Source organism: Paenibacillus phytorum, assembly GCF_013141715.1.
GTDB lineage: Bacteria > Bacillota > Bacilli > Paenibacillales > NBRC-103111 > Paenibacillus_E > Paenibacillus_E phytorum.
In genome coordinates this window covers 62,068-83,050 of record NZ_WHOA01000065.1, presented here as the reverse complement: position 1 = coordinate 83,050, position 20,983 = coordinate 62,068, and the positions used below count along the sequence as shown (strand labels likewise).

Sequence of the window (20,983 nt, the reverse complement as noted above, 5' to 3'; positions counted from 1 at the left end):
CGAGGCCGATCTTTTTTTTAATAACGTTTTCCAAAATGACAGATAGTATCATAGGGATACGCTTGCCTCCTGCCGAGCCAATCACAATGGTTCTTTCACGGTTTCGTACGATCGTCGGACACACGTAACTTTGAGGCCTTTTTCCCGGCTGCACCTGATTAGGGGAGATTGCATCATTCGTAAAATTACGCATTTGATTATTGAGAAAAAATCCGCCTGTTTCAATGCCCGGACCAAAAAAACCGCCTATTGTATTTGTCGCAGACACACACATTCCATCTTTATCCACAATGGAAAAATGAGTTGTATTAGCAACATCGTCCAGAGTAGCCGGTATCTCTGATATGATGTCCGGTCTGATGTTGTCAGCCAAAAAGCCGATCAGCTCACGGCTAATCAGCCTTTCTACCGGTGGAGAACAAAAGTCCGGGTCGCCCATTGTGCTTTTTCTCAGCTCATAGCATTTCCTTATGACCTCGCCCCATTGATGTATATAAGGGATAGATTGCTTCTGCTGCTCGTGCAGCTCCAGCAGCTCACTGATCTTTAACGCTTGGATCAACGTTACACCTCCGAAAGGCGGAGGTGTTGTGATCACATCGTAATTGTCGTATTCACTGTAGATCGGCTTTTTCATGGACACGCGATAGTCCCGAAAGTCGTCTTGTGTCATTCCGTCTACCATAGCCGAAATTTGTTGCCCCAGCTCGCCCTGATACAACCAATCGGAGCCGTTATCACGAATTGCTCTCATCGTCTTTGCAAGTACTGGCTGCTTCAGCCATTCTCCTTGACGAATAGCTTCCCCCTTAGGAAAAAAGCTTGGATGCTGTTCTGCAATCAATTGTGGAGAATTCACCAATTGCCGATGTAAGGCTCCACCGGAGGCAAAACCCGCTTCAGCAGCGCTTATAGCAGGATCCATTAAGGTTACCATATCCAAAGTACCGAATAATTCATTCACCTTCTCCATGCCTTTTACAAAGCCCGGGACCCCAATCTCTGTTTGCGAGATAATTCCCGACAAAGGTGCAACTTCCCGGTAATCACACACTACCGATTCTTCTATCTTTGCAGGCAATATTAGCATGACACCGCCTCCCCCGATCCCGGAAGCATAAGGTTCGACCACGCTCAACATATACGAAACCGCGATAGCGGCATCTGCCGCATTGCCTCCGGCCTTTAATACGGACATCCCCGCTTCCGTCGCCAGAGGATGTGCTGAACTGATACCATACTGATGCTGATTACCCATAAAGTGACGCCTCTATTTCCCCAAGCGGATAATGGCATGAAACGGATCGATCCAAACCTATCTGACGTAACTGCGGTTCCTCTACGCGGCACCGATCCTGTACGTAGGGACAGCGGGTATGAAATCTGCAGCCTGAAGGTGGATTTAACGGATTTGGAGTTTCCCCCTCCAATGCTTTCTTCTCTTTTCCGCGAAGTTCCGGATCCGAAACGGGTACGGAGGCAAGAAGCCCTTCGGTATAAGGATGTAAAGGACGGTTAAGCAAATCTTCCTTTTTGCTAATTTCCATAATTTTTCCAAGATACATAACTGCAATGCGATCGCTAATATAGGCAACTGCCGGAAGGCCGTGAGCGATGAAAATGTATGTCAGCTTATAACGCTTCTGTAAAACGGAAAGAAGATTAAGTATTTGTGATTGTATGGACACATCCAGAGCGGACACCGGTTCGTCGCAAACGATCAATTTAGGTTTCAAGGATAATGCTCGTCCTATTCCTATTCTTTGACGCTGCCCGCCGCTAAATTGATGAGGGAACCTCTTTGCAAAATCCGCAGATAAGCCCACCGCTTCCAGAAGCTTATGTACTTCTTCTTCCAATTTATCCCCACTAGCAATCCCGTGAGTACGGAGCGGTTCAGCTATGATATCAAATATTTTCAAACGAGGATTTAATGATGAAAACGGATCTTGAAAAATCATTTGAATATCCTTTCGTTTTTTGCGAAGCGTTTCGCGTGACATTTCGCTAAGATCAGTATCCTCAAACAATATTTTCCCGGAGGAAGGCTCTATTAAGTGCATAATCATATTCCCCAACGTCGATTTTCCGCATCCCGATTCACCCACAATACCAAGAGTTTCACCCTCATAAACAGTGAGGCTCACTTGATCTACCGCTTTTAATATTTGCGTTTTTCTTTTTATGAAGCCCTTGGTAATTTCGAAATGCTTGCTCAACTCGTGGACTTTCAGGAGCACTTTGCGTTGTTCTTTCGTATCCACTATCATCACCTCTTCTCCGTCCATTCTTTTTCGAATTCTTCCTGATACATTAAGCATCTAACCTGATGATCCGACGCTAATTCTGTTAAACGCGGCTCATTACGGCTGCATGCCCCGGTTGCTAAGGAACAACGCGGATGAAAGCGGCAACCTTCCGGCATGTTCAACGGGTTAGGGACCGAGCCTTCTATGGAATCCAAGGATTCCAGGATATTGTGCAACTTTGGTATGCTTTTTAACAACCCCCGCGTATAAGGGTGCTTTGGATGCTTGAATAATGTATATACGCTGCATTGTTCGACAACTTGGCCTGCGTACATAACGACAACTCTGTCTGCCATTTCAGCAATTACACCCAAATCATGAGTAATCAAGACTATGGAATTACCTTCATTCTGAATAATTTCTTTCATTATTTTCAAAATTTGCGCTTGTATAGAAACGTCCAAGGCGGTTGTCGGTTCGTCAGCGATCAACACTTTAGGATTGCAGGAAATCGCCATCGCAATCATCGCTCTTTGACGCATACCACCGCTTAGTTCGTGGGGATATGATTCGTATACACTTTCAGGCCGGGGTATTTTAACTTTGTTTAACAGCTCCAAAGCGTGTTGCTTTGCCTCTGTCTTGTTCATGTTATTGTGGTTCATAAGTGATTCCTGAATCTGATGGCCGATACGGAAAACCGGATTTAATGCGGTCAGAGGCTCTTGAAAGATCATACCGATTTCCTTGCCTCTAATCTTCCGCATCTCATGATGACTTAATTTCAATAAATCCCGGTCCCGAAAACGAATTTCTCCCTCAACAATTTTTCCCGGACTTTCAATCAACCCCATAATAGAAAGGGAGGTTACGCTTTTGCCTGATCCAGATTCCCCCACAATTCCAAGTGTTTCCCCCTCTTGTAATGTGAAAGTAACGTCGTCAACAGACGGCACTGCGCCGTTATCCGTGAAGAAGTAAGTTTTTAATCCATTAACTTGTAAAATAGGTTCTTTCATTGTATTTCTCCTCCCTCCATGAATGATGCCTACTATTAGATGTCTTGAGAACGAGGGTCGAAAATATCACGCAACCAGTCGCCCAAAAATATGATACCTAGCGTCGTGATAGTTATGGCTATTCCGGGGAAAGTTGCGAGCCCCCAATTAGTAGCCAAGTATTCACGTCCGGTGCTCAGCATTCCGCCCCAAGAAATGGTGGGAGGTTGAATGCCTAAACCCAAGAAACTCAGTGAAGCTTCCGAAATAATGGTGGTCGCCATGCTTAATGTCCCCAGCACACAAAAGGATGAAAACACATTTGGTAATAAATGTCGGATCATAATCATCCCGTCACGTACTCCAATCGATTTTGCGGCTCTGACAAATTCTCTTTCTTTTAGACTTAATACCTCGCTTCGGATAACCCTTGCATAAACTACCCAATTCGTGACACCCAACACAACAATAAGAGTAAACATACCGGGTCCGGTTACTTTCAATATAACTAGAGTAAACAGAATGTTAGGAATAGCCAAAAAAGAATCAACTAATCTCATAAAAACATTATCCAGCCATCCGCCGTAATAACCTGCAATCAAACCAATGGATAAACCGATAGCACCCGCCACAATAATCGCGAATAATCCTACAACCAAAGAAACCTGGGAGCCGTATATGATTCTGCTTAACAAATCTCTGCCCAAGTTATCGGTACCAAGAACATACTGCATGCTTCCGCCATCCAACCAGAAAGGAGGGGCAAGCATATCGGTTATATGTTGTTCTGAAGGATCATAAGGAGCCAACCACGGTGCAAATAACGCCGTAAAGATAACGATTGACATAATTACAAAGCCGATCGTACCTGTTTTACTTTTGAGCAACAATCTAAACCAAAAGAAGATACGGTGATTTTCTTTTTTGTTTTTCTGTATGAGTCGACTCGCCGGAACTGCTTGCTCACTACTTATCATCCGTCTTCTCCCCTTATCTGTACTTGATACGCGGATCGAGCCATCCGACAAGAATATCCGTTACAATATTAATCAATATGACGGACACGGCCACAACAAATATAGCAGCTTGTACAACTGCCATGTCTTTTGAATTAACAGATTGTACAATTAATTGGCCTAATCCTGGCCATGCAAAGATGGCTTCCGTAACTAGAGCACCGCCGATCATACCGCCAATCTGCATCATAATGATCGTAACGACTGGAATCAAAGCATTTCTGAATGCATGTTTGTAGATGACAACAGAATTCTTTAATCCCTTACTCTTTGCCGTTCTAACGTAATCCTGATGTAAGGAGTCAAGTAAACTCGAACGAGTTAACCGGGCAATATAAGCGGCATTACCGAATCCAAGCGTAATCGCCGGCAGAATGAGATGTAAGAATGTGCCGCTTCCCGAAACCGGTAACCACTGAAGGTTGACACCGAACACGAGAACAAGCATAATCCCAAACCAAAAATGGGGCATCGCCTTTCCGAGAACGGTCCCTGTCGTTACAAAAAGTTCGAGAATAGAGTTTTTGTGTGTTGCGGACAAGATTCCAAGCGGTACTGCCAAACAAATTGCGATTATTTTGGCGGCTACAGCCAACTCTAATGTAACAGGCAGCCTTTCCAGCACCAACTCCAGCGCATCCTGATTAAACCGGAATGATTTACCGAAATCACCATGCAGCACATTCCATAAGTAGGTCGCATATTGAACATAGAATGGTTTATCTAAATTTAAAACTTTCCGGAGTGCATCCATATCTTCTTGGGTAGCGTCCTCCGGAAGCATTAATGCAACAGGATCCCCGGATAAGTGCATCAAGACAAATACGATAGAAACGATGATCAACAACACGGGAACCATCTGTGCCAATCGTCTTAGAGCATAACTTCTCATGGAATTCACTTCCTTATGTTATTATGCGAACAAGCTGTTAAGTAATATTGAAAAGATAGGGGCATAAATATTGCCCCTATTGAAAGATCAGCTTTTAAATAAGCAAATATCAATGTTTTGAAATTTCGTATACTTTATACATTTCATCTAAACGAGGGGTGAAGTTCACAGATTTACTTACTCCGTAGCTGTTATGCTCCAGATACAGGTACAATCTCAAAAATTGATTCGCTTCCACTTGTTGTGCCATTTGATACTGAGAGTCCCTTTCATCTTGATTCATGTTCTTTTCAGCTTTTTTCAATATCTCTTCCAACTCCTGACTGCTAAGACCCAAATTAGTTAAGCTTCTAACCGAAGTGAGATGCTCGCTGACCATAGTGAAAGCATCGAAGTTAGAGTTAGCCAACCAAACCATATGTAAATCACTGACTTTGTTTACTTTTCTTATTTCTTCATAAACACTAAATTCAAGTAATTCCAATTTCACCTTAATACCTACTTTAGCCAGCATACCGACTATCATCTCAGTAACTTCCTTATCTTTTGCATAACGTCCTGTGGTCGATTGCATCGTCAGTTCCAAGCCATTCTCGTATCCTGCTTCTTTCAATAATTCCTTAGCACGCTTTTCATCATATACAGCAACATTGAACAATTTTGGATTTGCCCCGAAATTACCTGGCGTAATGCGTGTTCGCGTCGTAGTACCCAAACCGCCTAATAATTTATCAATGATCAGCTTTTTATCTATTGCCAACTCAACGGCTTCCCTGACTCTCTGATCTGCCATTGGAGATTTTGGACTAGTAACTTTTGGAACAAGAAATGCTACACGGTTCGAAGCACCGCTTACGATCCCGGTTTTATCATTTCCTTTCACACGTGGCCAATCATTGCTGCCGACTGAGGGAATAATATCCACTCCACCCGTTAAAAGCTCTCCAACTCTTGTCGAGCCTTCAGGAAGAATACGGAACACTACCTGGCTCCAATCTTTTGCGGCACCTTCAAAGTATTGCTCATAAGGCTCCAACTTAAGGTAGCTGCCTTTTTTCCACTCAACAAACTTAAACGGTCCTGTTCCAACAGGCTGCTGGTTGAAGGAATCCATTCCTTTTTCTTCTATGTATTTTTTCGGTAAAATTGCAGCACTTGTGCGGGCAATGACACTCAAGAAAAGTGGGTTTGGTCCGTCCGTAATAAATTGTACCTTGTAAGGATCAATAATCTTCACTTCTTTAATTGATTTGTAATATACACTTTCGCCCAGCGTTTTCTCAGCAACTGCTCTTTCGAAGGAAAACTTGACATCCTCTGCAGTCATTTCTATGCCGTTATGAAACTTAATGCCCTTTTTAAGATCAAATTCCCATGTCGTATCGTCTACTTTTTTATAACTTTCTGCTAAATCAGTGCTGATGTTTCCTTTAGCGTCGCGTTTTAATAATGTATTGTACATGTTATTGACTGCCATCCATGTTACAAAATCATTATGGGCGTAAAGATCCATGGATTTGACCTCTGTAGGCAGCGCGATTGTCAGTGGACGCTTTTCATCCTTCTTGTCGGGTTGAGCCGTATTATTCTTACTAGTGGTACAACCCGCCAGCAAAACTGCAAATGCAATAAAACATAAAAGAGCGGCTTTAATAGAATGCTTCATATATATATATATCCCCCTATTATTTTTTTCACAACATAACAACAGCCACAATAAAGAAAAGCCGGATAACTAAAATTGACAAGCCTGGACGAAAGCATTAAACAGTTTCAGAGAGTAAATATCGTTCTTGTCGGTCAAATTTTCCGGATGCCATTGCACGCCCAAAACAAAACGGTGCGTCTTGCACTCAAATGCCTCAATGATACCATCACTGGCTCTTGCGCATACTTCAAAACCTTCAGCAACTTTTCTTACCGCTTGATGGTGGTAGCTGTTCACCTTAAAACGGGTGGATTGAACAGCTTGATGGAGCAGCGAGTTTTCATCAACATCTACAAAATGCGTTACGTGGCTCCGGGGCGCGTTTTGTCTATGCTGCAAAAGCTGATGATCATGTTGGGCATAAATGTCCTGAAAGAGATCCCCGCCAGCAGAAACGTTAATCATTTGACTGCCTCTGCAGATGCCCAGGATTGGTTTGTCTAATTTCAAAAATTTGCTTATCAACATAATTTCGAAAAGATCCCTTTCAGGGCATACTTCACCTAACTCCGGATGAGGTTCTTCTCCGAAAATATTGGGGTCAACATCTCCTCCACCAGTAACTAATAAGCCGTCAATTGATTCCACCAGCCGGTCTACTTCTGAATCCTCCGATAAATTAGGCAACACGATCGGCACTCCGCCCGCTTTTACAATTGCACGAATATTACTCAACCCGGTGGTCAGCAGTTTCTCATCTCTGATATTCGATGTAATTCCAATAATAGGTTTCAATTCATACTCTCCTTCTGCAAAATACCACGAGTTTATATATCTTTGTTAGCGGAAATCCTTCGGCACTTTTTTGGCTACACCCGTACGAATAGCCGCTTCAATTACCCGGTTCCGAACTGCGCTAACCACTTTTTGATTAAATACGCTTGGTATAATATGACTCTTGCTTCTGTCCTCGTCAGTAATGATCGAGGCGATAGCTTCCGCTGCTGCAAACTTCATTTCTTCATTGATTGTGACTGCTCTGCAATCCAAAGCTGCACGAAATATTCCCGGAAAACAAAGCACATTGTTGATTTGATTCGGATAATCCGATCGTCCTGTTGCAATTACCGCAGCGATATCTTCGATATCCTCCGGGACAATTTCCGGATCGGGATTGGCCATGGCGAACACGATCGGATTTGCTGCCATCGTCATGACATCCTCTCTCGTTAACAAACCTCCAGAGGAAAGGCCGATAAATACATCTGCTCCTCTTAACGCATCGCGTAAGGTGCCCGAAAGCCGCTTTGGATTCGTTTCCATTGCGAACCATTCCTTCATCGGATTATCATACTTTTGGTCAGCGGTCAGTATCCCCCGCCGGTCAACGCCCACGATCTCCTTTACACCTGCCGCAAGCAGCATACGGGTACAAGCCACCCCGGCAGCGCCAACTCCGCATACAACAACCTTGATCTCCTCCATAGATCTGTTCACGAGTTTCAAAGCATTGAGCAACCCTGCATACATGACAACCGCTGTCCCATGCTGGTCATCATGAAAAACCGGAATATCCAATTCTTCACGCAGCCGTTGTTCAATCTCAAAACACCGTGGCGCTGAAATGTCCTCAAGGTTAATCCCGCCGAATACGGTGGCTATATGCTTTACAGTTTGGATAATTTCTTCCGTATCCTGCGTGCTGATACAGATCGGAAATGCGTCTACTCCCGCAAATTGTTTAAACAGGACCGCCTTTCCTTCCATGACCGGCATAGCTGCACTGGGCCCAATGTTTCCAAGCCCGAGAACAGCGCTTCCGTCAGAGACCACAGCTACTGTATTTTTCTTGATGCTGAGGGTAAATGCTTTAGCAGGATCTTCTTTGATCGCCATACATACTCTGGCTACATCCGGTGTATACACCCGGGACAAATCGTCGCGGTTTTGAACCGGGCTTTTGGGCACTGTCGAAATTTTCCCACCAAGATGCAGCAGAAAGGTACGGTCGGATACATGGATCAGCTTTATCCCTGGGATTCTAGAAACCGCTTCCTCAATCTCACCGATTTGCCCCCCTTCGGCGACATTTATCGTGAGGTCTCTTACTGAAATATTCTTTCCCGCGTCTACCAGATCAATGGCTATGATGTCCCCCCCTGCCCTTGTAATGCCTGTCGCAACCTCACCGAATTTGATATGAGAGTCCATTTCAATACGCAGTATAATATTTTCTCCTTTATTAAAGGCTATTTTCCCCATACTCTTTCCCCTCTCACAGCGCTTATGAAAACGCTTTAATATGTTTATAGTTTAATACGACATGAGAGAAATTGGAAATACTGCTTCCTTATAAATATATAAGTAGAAATTATTAATTATCGTTATCCTGATAGCGTTTCGAACAATTCCGGTTACAAAAGCAGATTGAAATGCTATAATAAATTGTCGAATCATATTGTCATATATTAGGAGAAATCTCATATGCAAGTAAGTTATTTGTCATTACGTTATTTTATGGAAGTCGCTTTTTGTCTTAACTTCAGCCATGCAGCCCAGAAATTGCATATTTCCCAGCCCGGATTGAGCCAGCAAATCACAGCGCTCGAAAAAGAACTCGGCATTAAACTGTTGAACCGTTCGACCCGAAACGTTACATTGACCGCAGAAGGCGATTATCTTCATAAAAATCTTTTACCCTCATTCGATAACATTGAAAAAACCATCTCTCAGCTTGTGGAATCCGGAACTGTCCCGCAAACGACTATTCGAATCGCAACCGTTCCATCCGCTGCAAGCAATATGGTCCCTTACCTTATTAAAAAATTAAAAGAAGAGCATCCGTTAATCGAATTTTATATCAAGGAAACAACCTCCGTTCACGCAGCCGAGCTTGTACAGAAAAGCGAATATGATCTCGCCTTTATCCGAACTCCGATAGACCTCAAACAGACGATACAGCCGCCGCTTAAGTGGATAGAGTTTTCCAAGCATCCTATGAAGGTGGCTTTATCCTGCCAGCATCCGGCAGCCGTACAAGATGAGATCGATCTTTACGAGCTTAAAAACGAAACTTTTTTACATTATGACCCTAAGCATTCGCCGTCTCTTTATTATTTGCTGGAGCATGCCTGCCTTACCGCTGGATTCATTCCAAAAACCATCGGGGCCGGGCCGGAAATTCTGACCATTGCCAATCTGATCTCCAATGGAATCGGGATTACCTTAATGCCGCAGGATATGCTGGAACTTTTAAATTCTTACAAGATCAAAGCTATTGCATTGAAAAACCTGTCTCTTTTCAGTTCGATTTCTGTCATTTGGAACGACGTAAGCGTACCTTTAATTACGAAGGACGCATTGTCTATATTGGAGCATTTACCACATTACACTACAAAAGAGTCTATGAAATCCAAGACATTATCATCTCAAACCGTAGGACAGCATCTATCATGAATCGGGATGCTGTTTTTTTAATGGCAAATACCGACTCTCAACCTTGAGGACCTGGCATAATTCTACTTATAACCCCTGATTATAAATGTATAATATATTCATATTTTCGCTTTATTTCTGATGATGTTACATTGTTCATGAAAACCAATTAAGAGAGGGGTAAGGTTCATGAATACTGTAAAAATGAATGTCATTTCCTATGGCTTAGGTCCAATAGGCATCAAAATTATGCAAAGCTGTTTGCAATCCGATCATATTCGGTTAATTGGTGCGGTTGATATTGATCCTCAAAAAATCGGAAGGGATGTCGGAGAACTAGCAGAGAGCACTGCTGTGGGGATTAATGTTGTTCAGAATTTAGATGAAATCGATACGGCACGGCTGGAGGGGCGCAAACTTGCACTCCATGCAACAGGATCTAACCTGCCACAGGTTTGGCCGCAAATCAAGCAGTTACTTGATCAAGGATATTCCGTCATTTCTACCTGTGAACAATTAGCTTATCCATGGCACCGCTATTCGGATTTGTCCAAAGAAATTGATCATTATGCTCGCGATAAAAGACAGTTTGTAATTGGTACCGGAGTTAATCCGGGATATATCATGGATTCTATGACTTTATTTTCCACTTCTGTGACGCAATCGTTGTCCAAAATTAAAGTTTACCGTAAGGTAGATGTCTCCAAACGCCGTATTCCCCTGCAGAAAAAAGTGGGTATTGGTATGTCACCGGAAGAATTTCACCAGCTTGCACAAAACGACCGCATAGGTCATGTCGGACTTGAGGAATCATTGCGTCTTGTTGCTTATGGTTTGAATCTGACCTTAACCGAAGTTATTAATAAAATTGAACCAACCATTTCCCAAGAAGACACTGTCTTAGCAATAGGACCCTTAAGTAAAAATGAAGTAAACGGCTTGCATCAAAATTCAACGGGTTCTACGAAGGAAGGAATACCTATTGAATTGGACCTGATCATGTCTGTAGACGTTGTTACGGAGGACAGGATCATTCTGGAAACGAATGATATGGGTACTGTAGAGTTTGTAGTCCCACAAGGTATTTTTGGCGACACCGCTACCATCAATGTTGTAGTTAACACTGCAAAAACGATGCATTCGTCTAATCAGGTTGGTTTGTTAACCATGGCAGATATTCGGCTTACTAGAAATTTAATGTAAGGTACACGTTCTACTTTTAAAAATATCATTTCAAACATATCAACTAATCCCTTGCCTTTCATAAAGGCATGGGGTTATTTTTTTGAAAATGATTAGGCGAATATATAACCCCTAATTATAGAAATATAAGTATTTCGTATTTCATATAAGAAATTTTCAATGTTACAATTCAAAAAAAGAAAGCGTTTACAAGATTCTCCTGTTCAATACTTGCTTATTAGAAAGGAGGTGAGGCCATGAGCTCTACATTAGTTTTCCAGTTTTACTAACGTCTATTCTATGGATTTGTAAGTTAGGTCGTTTTACAGGATCTATAGTTCGATACGATTAGGAGGAGATTTTATGTCTACGTTACAGAAGCAGAAGCGCTTATTAAAGAAAAGCATTTTTTGGAGTTTATTGATGAGCGTACTTTTCCTTGTATTATTTAATACGAATGTCCTTGCTGCACTTCCCGCACCCACCGGACTTAAGGCTAATTCCGGGAATGGCGAAGTGACTCTATATTGGAATGCCGTATCCGGCGCTGTTAAACATAAGATTTCACGGGCTACCTCCAGCGATGGCAAATACAAGCACATTGCCAACAATATTACATCGACGTCTTTTACCAATACCGCGGTAGACAACGAGACTACATACTGGTATAAGGTGGCGGCTATCGATTCCGAGGGTAACACAAGTGAGTATTCCAGCGCTGTTTCAGCCAAACCAAGTGCGGTTCCAGCTGCACCGACCGCATTGATAGCAGTAGCGGGTGATGGACAAGCTGTTCTCGCTTGGGAAGCATCGGGCAGCAATACGAGCTATACGGTTAAGATGAAAACATCCTCGACCGGGTCTTATTCGACTGTGGCAAGCGGAGTAAACAATACGACATTTACCAAATCAGGCTTGACAAACGGCTCTATATATTACTTTGCCATCAACGCTACCAACTCCGCCGGCACAAGTGCCGATTCGAATATTGCTAGAGTTACTCCTGTGGCCCCGCCTACAGGCAGCGTCTATTGGCCTCTAAGCTTTTCAACTGCTGTCAATGGGGACGAAATCCGCTATCCATACGGTCCCCGCAGGCCCGGGGATTACGATTACCATGCCGGGATCGACATAAATGCTCCGGAAGGCACCCCTGTCTATGCCATGATGGATGGAACCGTAACTAATATTACTCCGGATAACGGCAGCTCAGGTCCTGGCAACAAAGTCCTTGTCAATCACGGAAATAAACATTGGACCGGTTATTTACATCTTAGCGCATTCGCTTCGGGATTGACGGTGGGTCAAACGGTTCAAGCCGGCGATCTGATTGGATATGTGGGGCATACCGGCGCGAATTCCGACCATTTACACATTACTTACATGGTAGGACTAACCTCCGAAACCAATAACGAATCCAGAAGCAAGAACCCGATGGAAATACTGCCTCATAGCCAACCGACGGTCACCGCAGCGTTCCGCACCGATACAAGCAATACAGTTGACATCAACATCCCGGTCCAGCAGAACACTATTCGCTGGATCATTCTGAAGGGCCAAGGACAAACAAAAATCGCAGATTACTATGATATCGTTGGCCAAGGTTCAACGAACCGTAACAATCAGAGCCAGTATGGCATGTATATTGACGTTGACACTCCTGTCGATCCATACCCGGCAGGCGGAGGAAATCTGCATCTCTTTGTCCGGCCTGATCCTGTTTCCTCCTTCATCGCTGACAGAATTATCATTAAAGACTTTAACGGTAACACACTGATTGACAAGGCAAAATAAAAAAGTCTGCATCAAAAAGGAGCTGTCCTAGTCATGTTTGACTTTTGGGACAGCTCCTTGCAGCTAATGTGCTTGAAACTGTTGGTTAGCGTGGAAGCTCCATACGCTCGGTCACTAAATGGTACTTTGGATGCTCCCCATCAATGATTCGAAATCGCACCTGGTAAGGTTCTTGGATTGTAAGCTACATAACCGTGAGCGATTTTGTCGTAACTCATTTTTGTACGTTTTCATTGCCTAAACTTCATTCTCAAAAATTTCAGCACATTGCTTGATCATCTGACAAAAGGAACGGTTATGGCCTATGTAAAAGGATGAAAGATCGTATCGGTTCCTTGCGGGTTCAAAGGAAATCAATAAGCGATGTCTCATGCGCTTCATGGTCAATTGGACAAATTGCTCTGTTCGCTCAGAGGCTATAATCGTGAGATAAGCATACAGGGAATGGTCTTCTGGTTCGTCAAGTGGGCTTACACCTGCACAAGAGAATTCAGTCGTTATTTGCTTCTGCTGAAGTAACATCAAGGCTGGAAACAATTCCGCATCCACGTTGATATGTCCGAGAAGTTTGGTCTTCTTAGCATGCTTGCGCTGTTTCTCGCGTGCCGCCCATTGCAATACTTCTTGCTCGCGGCGGCGCCACTGAGCATCCGTGTGATGACTTAGAATGACTTCTCTTGCCTCATTGGTATTCAAACTCATCAAACCCATCAACCTCCTTTGGGATAATTATAATCCCTTTCGTAAAGCAGAAAACCCGGACAAGTAAGCCGGGAAATTCTTGGTTTATTAACGTGTTTCGCGATGAAGCGTGTGACGCTTTAGACGTGGACAGTACTTCTTCAGCTCCAAACGAGATGTTTGGGTTCTTTTATTCTTCGTCGTTGTATAATTTCTGTCACCGGTTTCCGTACACGCCAATGTAATAATGACTCTCATGCTGTTCACCTCCTATCATACATCATTGCTGAATTTATTGTGGCAAAGGGCAGGCTTCCTCCAACTCCATTATGGCATTCGGCAGCTCATCCTCGAAACGATTCCAATCTCCTTGCATTTCATCATCCGTTAACAAGCAGGCATCCAAAGATGCCACTATACTAACCCGGTCCATCTCAATGCCTATAAATACAACCTTGTTAATGCGATCTCCATAGGTATCATCCCAGATCTTGATTTGATCTGCGTCTTCTTTGAGATCCGCTTCTCTTTCGCCAACTGGCAGCGCCGCCACCCAATACCCTGCTGGACCGAAGCGAATAGAAGGACCTGCTTGGCTTAAGTTCTGGGCGTGATCGTTGCGCGTTGCGAGCCACATGATCCCTTTAGTTCGGATGATCTCAGCCGGCCAATCCTCCATCCAACTCATCAGCCGCGAAGGCTCAAACGGACGAATTCTTTCGTAGACAAAAGAAGAAATACCATATTCTTCGGTTTCAGGTGTATGTGTTTCTTTCTCCATTTCCCGCATCCAGCCTGCAGACGTACTTGCTTCATCGAAATTAAATAAATGAGTATTCAAAATATCTGTTGGAGCAACTTTCCCGTGAACCGAGCGAATGAATTTGGCTCTAGGTTGCAATGTACGCAGCACGCCCTCAAGCTCAACAAGCTCATCTTCTTCTAACATGTCACATTTGTTCAAAATTAGGACATCACAAAACTCAATTTGATCAATCAGAAGATCAACAACATCGCGTGTATCCTCTTCACCCACAGCTTGACTGCGTTCAAGGAGCGTTTCTCCAGAAGAATAGTCCGTCCAGAAACGGTAGGCGTCTACGACGGTTACCATCGTGTCGAGACGGCAAAATTGCGTAAGATCAATCCCTTGCTCTTCATCCATATAGGTGAACGTTTGCGCAACCGGTAAAGGTTCACCTACACCCGTTGATTCAATAAGAATATAGTCAAATTTATTCTCTTTAGCAAGCCGCTCTACTTCCTTCAACAGATCTTCACGTAATGTACAGCAGATACAGCCATTGGACATTTCAACCAAGCTCTCATTCGTGCGGGAAAGCCCGTTGCCTTCTCTAATCAGCTCAGCATCAATGTTGACCTCACTTAAATCGTTCACAATAACGGCAACTTTTAAGCCATCACGATTATGTAGTACGTGGTTTAAAAGCGTTGTTTTGCCTGCTCCCAAATAACCGCTTAAGACGGTTACAGGTATTTTATGATCTACCAATGTCATAACCTCTTTCTATTCATAAATTTTACGTATTTGAATGAATAAAAAAAGCACCATATGTTTCTATTTATTCATTTAACGCTTTTTTCAATGCTTCAAGATTATTCGTCATAACACCGATGTAATCAAGGTTTTTCTTTTTATCATCGTCCGTTAATCCCTCTATTGGATTCAACACAGCCGTTTTCGCACCGACTTCTTTCGCAATTGTATTCGCAACCTTTGGATCTACCAAGGTTTCAAAGAAAATCGTTTGTACCTTATTATCTTTTGCAAATTTAATAATCTCTGCCATTTTATCAGGAGCTGGCTCTTCTTCAGGGGAAAGTCCGGCAATAGGAACCTGTGTCAGCCCGTATTCTTTGGCCAAATAACCAAATGCAGCATGCTGCGTGACGAATTCTTTACGTTTTACATTTTTAAGACCAGTTTTAAATGACTCGTCCAAGGCTTTGAGCTTTCCGATATAGGCATCCGCATTTTTTCGATAATCCTCTTTGTTAGCAGGGTCAGCTTGCGTTAATCCCACCACTATGGCCTCAACCTCTTTTTGAGCAAGAACCGGAGTTAGCCAAATATGCGGATCTAGGATTTTGTCTCCATGCGCTTCTTTCTTGTGATCCTCTTGATGCTCTTCTTCCGGTAAGCCTTCCATTAATTCAATTCCTTTAATGGCTTCAACAACAACACGATTCTTATTCTCAGCGCTCTTAAGTGCTTGCTCTGCCCATCCTTCAACGATACCGTTGTAAACGAACACATTGGCGTTCTTCAATTGTTTCATATCTTTCGCACTAGGCTCCCAGTCATGGGGTTCAGCTCCCGACGGGATTAGAGCAATAACATTGGCATGTTCACCTGCAACCTGCTTAGTAAATTCATACATGGGATAGAAGCTTGTAACGACATTTAATTTGCCATCGCTAGAAGCGGTTTTAGATGCACAGCCCGATAAGAGCGCAGCTGATAGTACGGTAAAAGCAAATGATTTCATTACCCAGATTTCTTTCATTGTTTTTTCCTCCTACTATTTATTGAATGATGTAATTGTCGTTTCTTTGGACATACGAGGGATGGTATCAATTGAATTTTTCGCTTTGCTTTTGCTAAATGTTAGAACTACCTTTTTCAAACCAAGGCCAGCAATAAGAATAAATAAGAGAAGTAGCGCTATCGTACCTCCCGGGGGTGTACTAAGCTGATAGGAAGCCGTAAGTCCGGAAATGACACCAAGTAAGCCAATACTCATAGCTATAAAAAGTGCAGATGTAAAACTAGGTGCAATGCGAATGGCAAGTGCCGCGGGCAGCACAATTAATGCCGAAACGAGAAGCACTCCAACAATCGGCATAGCTGCAGATACAATCATACCTGTTATGACACTAAAGCCCAGGGAGATCCATTTCACAGGAAGCCCGTTTGTCTTAGCCGTATCTTCATCGAATGTAATCTGATAAAGCGGACGACGGAATAGATAGAAAAAGATGCCCCCGATTACCGCTACCACGAACATGAGGAGAAGCTCGGTTTCATTCACAGCAACAACAGAGCCGAATAAATAAGCGGAGAAGCCTTTATTAATGCTTTGCTTGAGACTCATGATGATCACTGCTGTAGATAATCCACCCACCATGATGATGGCAACCGAAATCTCACTATAGGTTTTATAGGACCTCCTTACATATTCAACAGCTATTGCTCCCAGCGTAGCTACGACAAATCCAGTCAAGGTTGGATTGATGTTTAGATACGCGCCTCCAGCAACCCCTGCCAAGGAAACATGGGAGAGCATATCAGCCATCAGTGCTTGCCTGCGAAGCATCAGATAAACACCCAGAATCGAAGCTAGGATGGCTATTAACCCACCGGCACAAAATGCCCGCTGCATGAAGTCGTAGTGCAGCATTTCCATCCGCCATCCTCCTTCCTCTCCAGCTCAATGATACGATCCAGATAGGGAGCGACCTCGGCAAGGCCATGCGTCACCATAACAACGGTTCGCCCATGAGCTTTCACTTGATGATGCATCAACTCGTAGAAGCCAAAGCGGCTATCCTGATCCATCCCTGTTGTCGGTTCATCGAGAACAAGCATATCGGGTTCCTGTGCAAGCGCTCTGGCGATGCAAATACGCTGCTTTTGGCCGCCAGAGAGCTCACCGATCTTGCGCTTGCGCAAATCCCACATCCCAACCTGACGTAGTGCTCTCTCCGTCTGCACTTCATCTTCTTTGTCGAGCTTACGAAACCAGGAGCGGCTAGCATATCTACCTGATTGGACAAACTCCAATATTGTGCTAGGGAATCCACTGTTGAAGGCTGAGATTTGCTGTGATACGTAACCCACTCTCAGCTTCGTCCCCTCTTTATTGGTCGAGGACAAGAAAATACTCCCTTTCCAAGGATCAAGCAAGCCAAGAAGTAATTTCAGCAAGGTCGATTTGGCTGCGCCATTGGGGCCCGTTATAGCTACAAATTCACCCGACTGAATCTCTACACTCGCGTCTTGAATACAAGGGACGTCATTGTAACCGAATTCCACCTCGTCCATGGAGGCAACTAGCATATGAACAAACCCCTTTCGATTTTATATGTAAAAATTACGATTTGAGATTGTGACTATCCTCGATTCCTATGTCGAAACCTAAACTACAAGTAATTTATTAGGCATTGTTGCCGGTAAATCGTAATAATTACTTATTACACTGAAGAATATATCTTTTTCCAGCGGTTGTGTCAATAAGAAATCTTATAGCACGAGCCGAAGCTCGTCGACAGAGTCCGAGGAGCCGTAAATCGACTTCTCGGCAGACAGTCCCGCGCATCCATGATGATTAAGCTCGGAGGTATCACTTTCTCCTCTTGATCAGGTACTCGCGATGCTCTACGTGTTGATTTTCTTGTGGATCGAAACGGTAGGCTATTCTTGCTTTATTCTTGTTCATCTCTCAATCACTCCTCGTAAAATTTATTTGGAATCGGGTATAGCGCCGCGTCGTCTTGTCCAAATCTTCTGATACTAGATTATGATTGAGAGAACCCCATATGTTTCTTTCAGTAAAAAAGTGGTCATGGAGTGATTTCGAACATTTAGGTTGCAACTCTTAGGATCGCGGGAAACGAGGAGCCGTTAATTCGGTGATTATGTCGATGCGGGACCCGCACGCGGAACGTAGGGGCGCTATTTTGGCGTATTATCGGTTTTTCCACCTCGAAAGCGGGAAATAGAGGCTCCTCGTTCCGCGAAAACGTGAATTACGCCGTTTTGAGAAAAATAAAGCTTCTACGTTCCGCTAAAATCTGGTGATGTCAGTACGTGTTGAGTTTGGGAACAAATATAAGAGAATATGTTCACAGATGGATTAAGAATTATTGTTTGGCTACTTAGTAGAAGGAGCGGCTGGGAAGATCACCCTGACGTTCCTTTTAGGTTTTAGAGGATATCCGTAATTCTGTATTCACGTCCCCGTGGGACTGCCTCTCAACAAGTATCCCTTCCATTTCCGTTTTCATTTTACAACACTTATCCACAGATCGGCATCTATCATAATTTCCTATACATTAAGAAAAAACGGCGTTCACCCCAAGGAGTGAACGCCGTGTATGGAATCTAATGCGCCTGCTCTTCTATACTGAAAAGCGCATTCGGTTTTATTTTTTTAATAATCCAAACGAGGTATTTAGAATGGTTTCGATTTGTTCCACAGGCACCCCTGTTTTCTCTAGAATACGGGTACCGCGCAAGGCATTAGCCAAGAAGGCTCCTAATTCTATGCTTGTGAAGCGTGTCGTAATCTCTCCTATTGCTTGCCCTTTACTAATCACTTCCTCAAGCACAAGCTGGACGTCACTAAACATTTTTTCAACTTCTTTGGTTACTTCCTCATCGCTCATTCCAAACTCCAACGCTGTGTTCACCATTAGACATCCGTTGCGGCTATCTTCGTTTTTCGAACAAAGTGAAGCGGATTTTACGGTGTCTAGAATTTCCGTTGGCGACCCGCCGCGATCGACCATTTCTCGAAGTGAATCGAGATTCTGCGCTCGATACAGGGCAAGTGCTTTTAAAAAGAGTGAGCGTTTGTCTTGAAAGACGCCATACAGACTTTGTTTTTTGACATGAGTCTTATTGGTGAGATCTTCGAATGAGGTTGCTTTGTAACCTTTGGCCCAAAAAACTTCCATCGACTGATTCAATACTTTATCAACATCAAATTCTCTTGGTCTGCTCATAAGTGAATCATACACATAGTTGACTGTGAGGTCAAGAATATAAAGAGATGATTTCATGAGTTTTGCGAAAATAATTTTTGTAAGATGAATAAAAAACCATTTAATCCACAAAATACTCCTACACCACAAAAAAGGAGTGAATCAAATGGCTAGAAGAAACAGCAATACATTAGTCGTGCAACAAGCAAGAGCAGCTCTTGATCAAATGAAATATGAAGTCGCTCAAGAATTAGGTATTCAAATTCCGCAAGATGGTTATTACGGCTACATGGCTACTCGTGATACTGGCGCAATCGGCGGTAACATTACGCGAAGATTAGTTCAACTGGCCGAACAACAACTAACCGGCGGAATTAGACGCTAATTCCTTTGGTGATGTGTAAGCAAAACAAAAGACTGTAACCACCACTTCCTCCTTGGTGATTTCAGTCTTTTTTTATGCTCAGGTAACGAATTCTATGAATACTGGGGACCGAAGTTTTCCGTTTTTGCTCCAATTCCTTGTCTTAATCTTTGCCATGATTCGTGGTTCCATATAAGCAAAATTCTTGTCTTCCTTGAATACTAAGCGATTCTTCAAACTATCTAAAGCTGTCTGGTGAATTGGTGTTACACCGGACTCTATAACCCCGACAGGGAACTTGGAGCCGTCAGCTGCATCAATAGAGGCCAATAAGGCAAAATTATTTTTTCTGTAACCGGATATGTACACATCCGCATAAGTCCAATTGATCACTTTTTGCCACTGTTTGGAGCGTTTTTCTATTTCGTATTTGGAATTTTCTTTTTTAGATTTCATGATGATGCCCTCAAGTCCCCGCCCGCGAACCTGCTCAAAATATTCTACTGCATTCCCTTCGAACACTTTAACCTTTTTATAATTCTCAGTTTCAATGAACGCCTTGTCCAACAGTTCTTTACGCCCCAGTAAATTTAGACCCGTGACGTCAATTCCTTTGTATCTTAAGATGTCAAATGCGCAGAATATCACAGGTGTTTTGTTTTTACTTGATAAAAACCTGGCCGACATGGCTTCAAAGTCTGGTTTTCCTTGCTCATCAATAATCATTAATGCACCATCAAGTATTGTTCCTTCAGGCAGGGGGCATTTATACAACTCTGGGAATTTATTTGTGATCAAGTTATTATGACTCGTATAAACATAGAGTTTATCCATATTGGAAATAATACATCTTAGACCATCTAATTTTAATTCCGCTATATGATTTTTACTGTTAAATGGTTTATTATCTTTTGCGTCGTACGCTAGCATAGGAGAAATGAACATTTTTTATCACCCTACGCTAAATGATACTGCACCGTTATTCATCTGCCTAATG

The 20,983-nt window shown here is 43.1% G+C and carries 20 protein-coding genes; 4 read left to right on the top strand and 16 right to left on the bottom strand.

Going from position 1 to position 20,983, the window contains the following annotated elements:
- From GC098_RS08445 to GC098_RS08410, 8 genes are all read right to left on the bottom strand, one after another.
- Positions 1-1,258 (bottom strand): gamma-glutamyltransferase family protein (locus GC098_RS08445; RefSeq protein ID WP_171642796.1); only part of this gene is annotated, 1,258 nt, incomplete at its 3' end.
- Positions 1,251-2,270: an ABC transporter ATP-binding protein gene (locus tag GC098_RS08440; RefSeq protein ID WP_057307745.1), complete on the bottom strand. Its 1,020-nt coding sequence runs from the start codon at positions 2,268-2,270 to the stop codon at positions 1,251-1,253. The genes GC098_RS08440 and GC098_RS08445, both read right to left, overlap by 8 nt.
- Positions 2,270-3,268 carry an ABC transporter ATP-binding protein gene (locus tag GC098_RS08435; RefSeq protein ID WP_171642794.1) on the bottom strand — a complete coding sequence of 333 codons (999 nt, stop codon included), beginning with the start codon at positions 3,266-3,268 and terminating at the stop codon, positions 2,270-2,272. The genes GC098_RS08440 and GC098_RS08435 overlap by 1 nt, the downstream gene beginning before the upstream one ends.
- Before the next feature lie 35 nt (positions 3,269-3,303).
- Positions 3,304-4,224, bottom strand: a complete 921-nt coding sequence (locus tag GC098_RS08430; protein ID WP_171642792.1) for an ABC transporter permease — start codon at positions 4,222-4,224, stop codon at positions 3,304-3,306.
- 13 nt (positions 4,225-4,237) lie between these two features.
- The gene (locus tag GC098_RS08425; RefSeq protein WP_171642790.1) at positions 4,238-5,155 is read right to left on the bottom strand and encodes an ABC transporter permease; all 918 of its coding nucleotides are present in this window, start codon (positions 5,153-5,155) and stop codon (positions 4,238-4,240) included.
- Positions 5,156-5,264: 109 nt separating this feature from the next.
- Complete coding sequence (locus GC098_RS08420; RefSeq protein WP_246358503.1) at positions 5,265-6,821, bottom strand: ABC transporter substrate-binding protein; 1,557 nt, start codon at positions 6,819-6,821, stop codon at positions 5,265-5,267.
- Between the two features lie 69 nt (positions 6,822-6,890).
- Complete coding sequence (locus tag GC098_RS08415; protein ID WP_171642787.1) at positions 6,891-7,598, bottom strand: gamma-glutamyl-gamma-aminobutyrate hydrolase family protein; 708 nt, start codon at positions 7,596-7,598, stop codon at positions 6,891-6,893.
- A 45-nt stretch (positions 7,599-7,643) separates the two neighbouring features.
- On the bottom strand, positions 7,644-9,065 hold the full coding sequence (locus GC098_RS08410) for an NAD-dependent malic enzyme (protein ID WP_171642785.1): 1,422 nt from the start codon (positions 9,063-9,065) through the stop codon (positions 7,644-7,646).
- Positions 9,066-9,287: 222 nt separating this feature from the next.
- Between GC098_RS08410 and GC098_RS08405 the strand changes: the two genes are divergently transcribed.
- The 3 genes from GC098_RS08405 to GC098_RS08395 all read left to right on the top strand — a co-directional run bounded on the left by GC098_RS08405 (position 9,288) and on the right by GC098_RS08395 (position 13,214).
- On the top strand, positions 9,288-10,259 hold the full coding sequence (locus GC098_RS08405; protein WP_082562644.1) for a LysR family transcriptional regulator: 972 nt from the start codon (positions 9,288-9,290) through the stop codon (positions 10,257-10,259).
- A 168-nt stretch (positions 10,260-10,427) separates the two neighbouring features.
- Positions 10,428-11,441 carry a hypothetical protein gene (locus GC098_RS08400; RefSeq protein ID WP_171642783.1) on the top strand — a complete coding sequence of 338 codons (1,014 nt, stop codon included), beginning with the start codon at positions 10,428-10,430 and terminating at the stop codon, positions 11,439-11,441.
- 342 nt (positions 11,442-11,783) lie between these two features.
- The gene (locus GC098_RS08395) at positions 11,784-13,214 is read left to right on the top strand and encodes a peptidoglycan DD-metalloendopeptidase family protein (protein ID WP_171642781.1); all 1,431 of its coding nucleotides are present in this window, start codon (positions 11,784-11,786) and stop codon (positions 13,212-13,214) included.
- 237 nt (positions 13,215-13,451) lie between these two features.
- Here GC098_RS08395 and GC098_RS08390 read toward each other — a convergent pair whose 3' ends face one another.
- The 7 genes from GC098_RS08390 to GC098_RS08360 form a co-directional block, all read right to left on the bottom strand.
- Positions 13,452-13,916 (bottom strand): hypothetical protein, encoded by a 465-nt coding sequence (locus tag GC098_RS08390; RefSeq protein WP_171642802.1) that lies wholly within the window; start codon positions 13,914-13,916, stop codon positions 13,452-13,454.
- An 87-nt stretch (positions 13,917-14,003) separates the two neighbouring features.
- Positions 14,004-14,153, bottom strand: coding sequence for a 50S ribosomal protein L33 (gene rpmG, locus GC098_RS08385; RefSeq protein ID WP_029195131.1), 150 nt, complete (start codon positions 14,151-14,153; stop codon positions 14,004-14,006).
- A 34-nt stretch (positions 14,154-14,187) separates the two neighbouring features.
- Complete coding sequence (locus GC098_RS08380) at positions 14,188-15,414, bottom strand: GTP-binding protein (RefSeq protein ID WP_171642779.1); 1,227 nt, start codon at positions 15,412-15,414, stop codon at positions 14,188-14,190.
- Positions 15,415-15,478: 64 nt separating this feature from the next.
- Positions 15,479-16,423 (bottom strand): metal ABC transporter substrate-binding protein, encoded by a 945-nt coding sequence (locus GC098_RS08375; RefSeq protein WP_171642777.1) that lies wholly within the window; start codon positions 16,421-16,423, stop codon positions 15,479-15,481.
- A gap of 15 nt (positions 16,424-16,438) precedes the next feature.
- Entirely contained in the window at positions 16,439-17,323 is an 885-nt protein-coding gene (locus GC098_RS08370) for a metal ABC transporter permease (protein ID WP_171642775.1), read from the bottom strand.
- Positions 17,269-17,976 (bottom strand): metal ABC transporter ATP-binding protein, encoded by a 708-nt coding sequence (locus tag GC098_RS08365; protein WP_171642773.1) that lies wholly within the window; start codon positions 17,974-17,976, stop codon positions 17,269-17,271. The genes GC098_RS08370 and GC098_RS08365 overlap by 55 nt, the downstream gene beginning before the upstream one ends.
- A 1,085-nt stretch (positions 17,977-19,061) precedes the next feature.
- Positions 19,062-19,643 carry a TetR/AcrR family transcriptional regulator gene (locus GC098_RS08360; protein WP_171642771.1) on the bottom strand — a complete coding sequence of 194 codons (582 nt, stop codon included), beginning with the start codon at positions 19,641-19,643 and terminating at the stop codon, positions 19,062-19,064.
- Between the two features lie 145 nt (positions 19,644-19,788).
- Between GC098_RS08360 and GC098_RS08355 the strand changes: the two genes are divergently transcribed.
- A complete protein-coding gene (locus GC098_RS08355) occupies positions 19,789-20,007 on the top strand; it encodes an alpha/beta-type small acid-soluble spore protein (RefSeq protein WP_029195127.1) in 219 nt (72 codons plus the stop codon).
- 78 nt (positions 20,008-20,085) lie between these two features.
- On the opposite strand, the gene GC098_RS08350 is transcribed toward GC098_RS08355, so the two are convergent.
- A complete protein-coding gene (locus GC098_RS08350; protein ID WP_246358502.1) occupies positions 20,086-20,931 on the bottom strand; it encodes an ATP-dependent DNA ligase in 846 nt (281 codons plus the stop codon).
- Positions 20,932-20,983: the final 52 nt, after the last annotated feature.

What these genes read in the sequence shown, in the direction of transcription:
- GC098_RS08430 (WP_171642792.1), bottom strand. Translation starts at nt 4,224, where the DNA reads ATGATAAGTAGTGAGCAAGCAGTTCCGGCGAGTCGACTCATACAGAAA.
- GC098_RS08395 (WP_171642781.1), top strand. Translation starts at nt 11,784, where the DNA reads ATGTCTACGTTACAGAAGCAGAAGCGCTTATTAAAGAAAAGCATTTTT.
- GC098_RS08425 (WP_171642790.1), bottom strand. Translation starts at nt 5,155, where the DNA reads ATGAGAAGTTATGCTCTAAGACGATTGGCACAGATGGTTCCCGTGTTG.
- GC098_RS08400 (WP_171642783.1), top strand. Translation starts at nt 10,428, where the DNA reads ATGAATACTGTAAAAATGAATGTCATTTCCTATGGCTTAGGTCCAATA.
- rpmG (WP_029195131.1), bottom strand. Translation starts at nt 14,153, where the DNA reads ATGAGAGTCATTATTACATTGGCGTGTACGGAAACCGGTGACAGAAAT.
- GC098_RS08405 (WP_082562644.1), top strand. Translation starts at nt 9,288, where the DNA reads ATGCAAGTAAGTTATTTGTCATTACGTTATTTTATGGAAGTCGCTTTT.
- GC098_RS08370 (WP_171642775.1), bottom strand. Translation starts at nt 17,323, where the DNA reads ATGGAAATGCTGCACTACGACTTCATGCAGCGGGCATTTTGTGCCGGT.
- GC098_RS08350 (WP_246358502.1), bottom strand. Translation starts at nt 20,931, where the DNA reads ATGTTCATTTCTCCTATGCTAGCGTACGACGCAAAAGATAATAAACCA.
- GC098_RS08435 (WP_171642794.1), bottom strand. Translation starts at nt 3,268, where the DNA reads ATGAAAGAACCTATTTTACAAGTTAATGGATTAAAAACTTACTTCTTC.
- GC098_RS08410 (WP_171642785.1), bottom strand. Translation starts at nt 9,065, where the DNA reads ATGGGGAAAATAGCCTTTAATAAAGGAGAAAATATTATACTGCGTATT.
- GC098_RS08355 (WP_029195127.1), top strand. Translation starts at nt 19,789, where the DNA reads ATGGCTAGAAGAAACAGCAATACATTAGTCGTGCAACAAGCAAGAGCA.
- GC098_RS08375 (WP_171642777.1), bottom strand. Translation starts at nt 16,423, where the DNA reads ATGAAAGAAATCTGGGTAATGAAATCATTTGCTTTTACCGTACTATCA.
- GC098_RS08440 (WP_057307745.1), bottom strand. Translation starts at nt 2,270, where the DNA reads ATGATAGTGGATACGAAAGAACAACGCAAAGTGCTCCTGAAAGTCCAC.
- GC098_RS08390 (WP_171642802.1), bottom strand. Translation starts at nt 13,916, where the DNA reads ATGAGTTTGAATACCAATGAGGCAAGAGAAGTCATTCTAAGTCATCAC.
- GC098_RS08420 (WP_246358503.1), bottom strand. Translation starts at nt 6,821, where the DNA reads ATGAAGCATTCTATTAAAGCCGCTCTTTTATGTTTTATTGCATTTGCA.
- GC098_RS08360 (WP_171642771.1), bottom strand. Translation starts at nt 19,643, where the DNA reads ATGAGCAGACCAAGAGAATTTGATGTTGATAAAGTATTGAATCAGTCG.
- GC098_RS08380 (WP_171642779.1), bottom strand. Translation starts at nt 15,414, where the DNA reads ATGACATTGGTAGATCATAAAATACCTGTAACCGTCTTAAGCGGTTAT.
- GC098_RS08365 (WP_171642773.1), bottom strand. Translation starts at nt 17,976, where the DNA reads ATGCTAGTTGCCTCCATGGACGAGGTGGAATTCGGTTACAATGACGTC.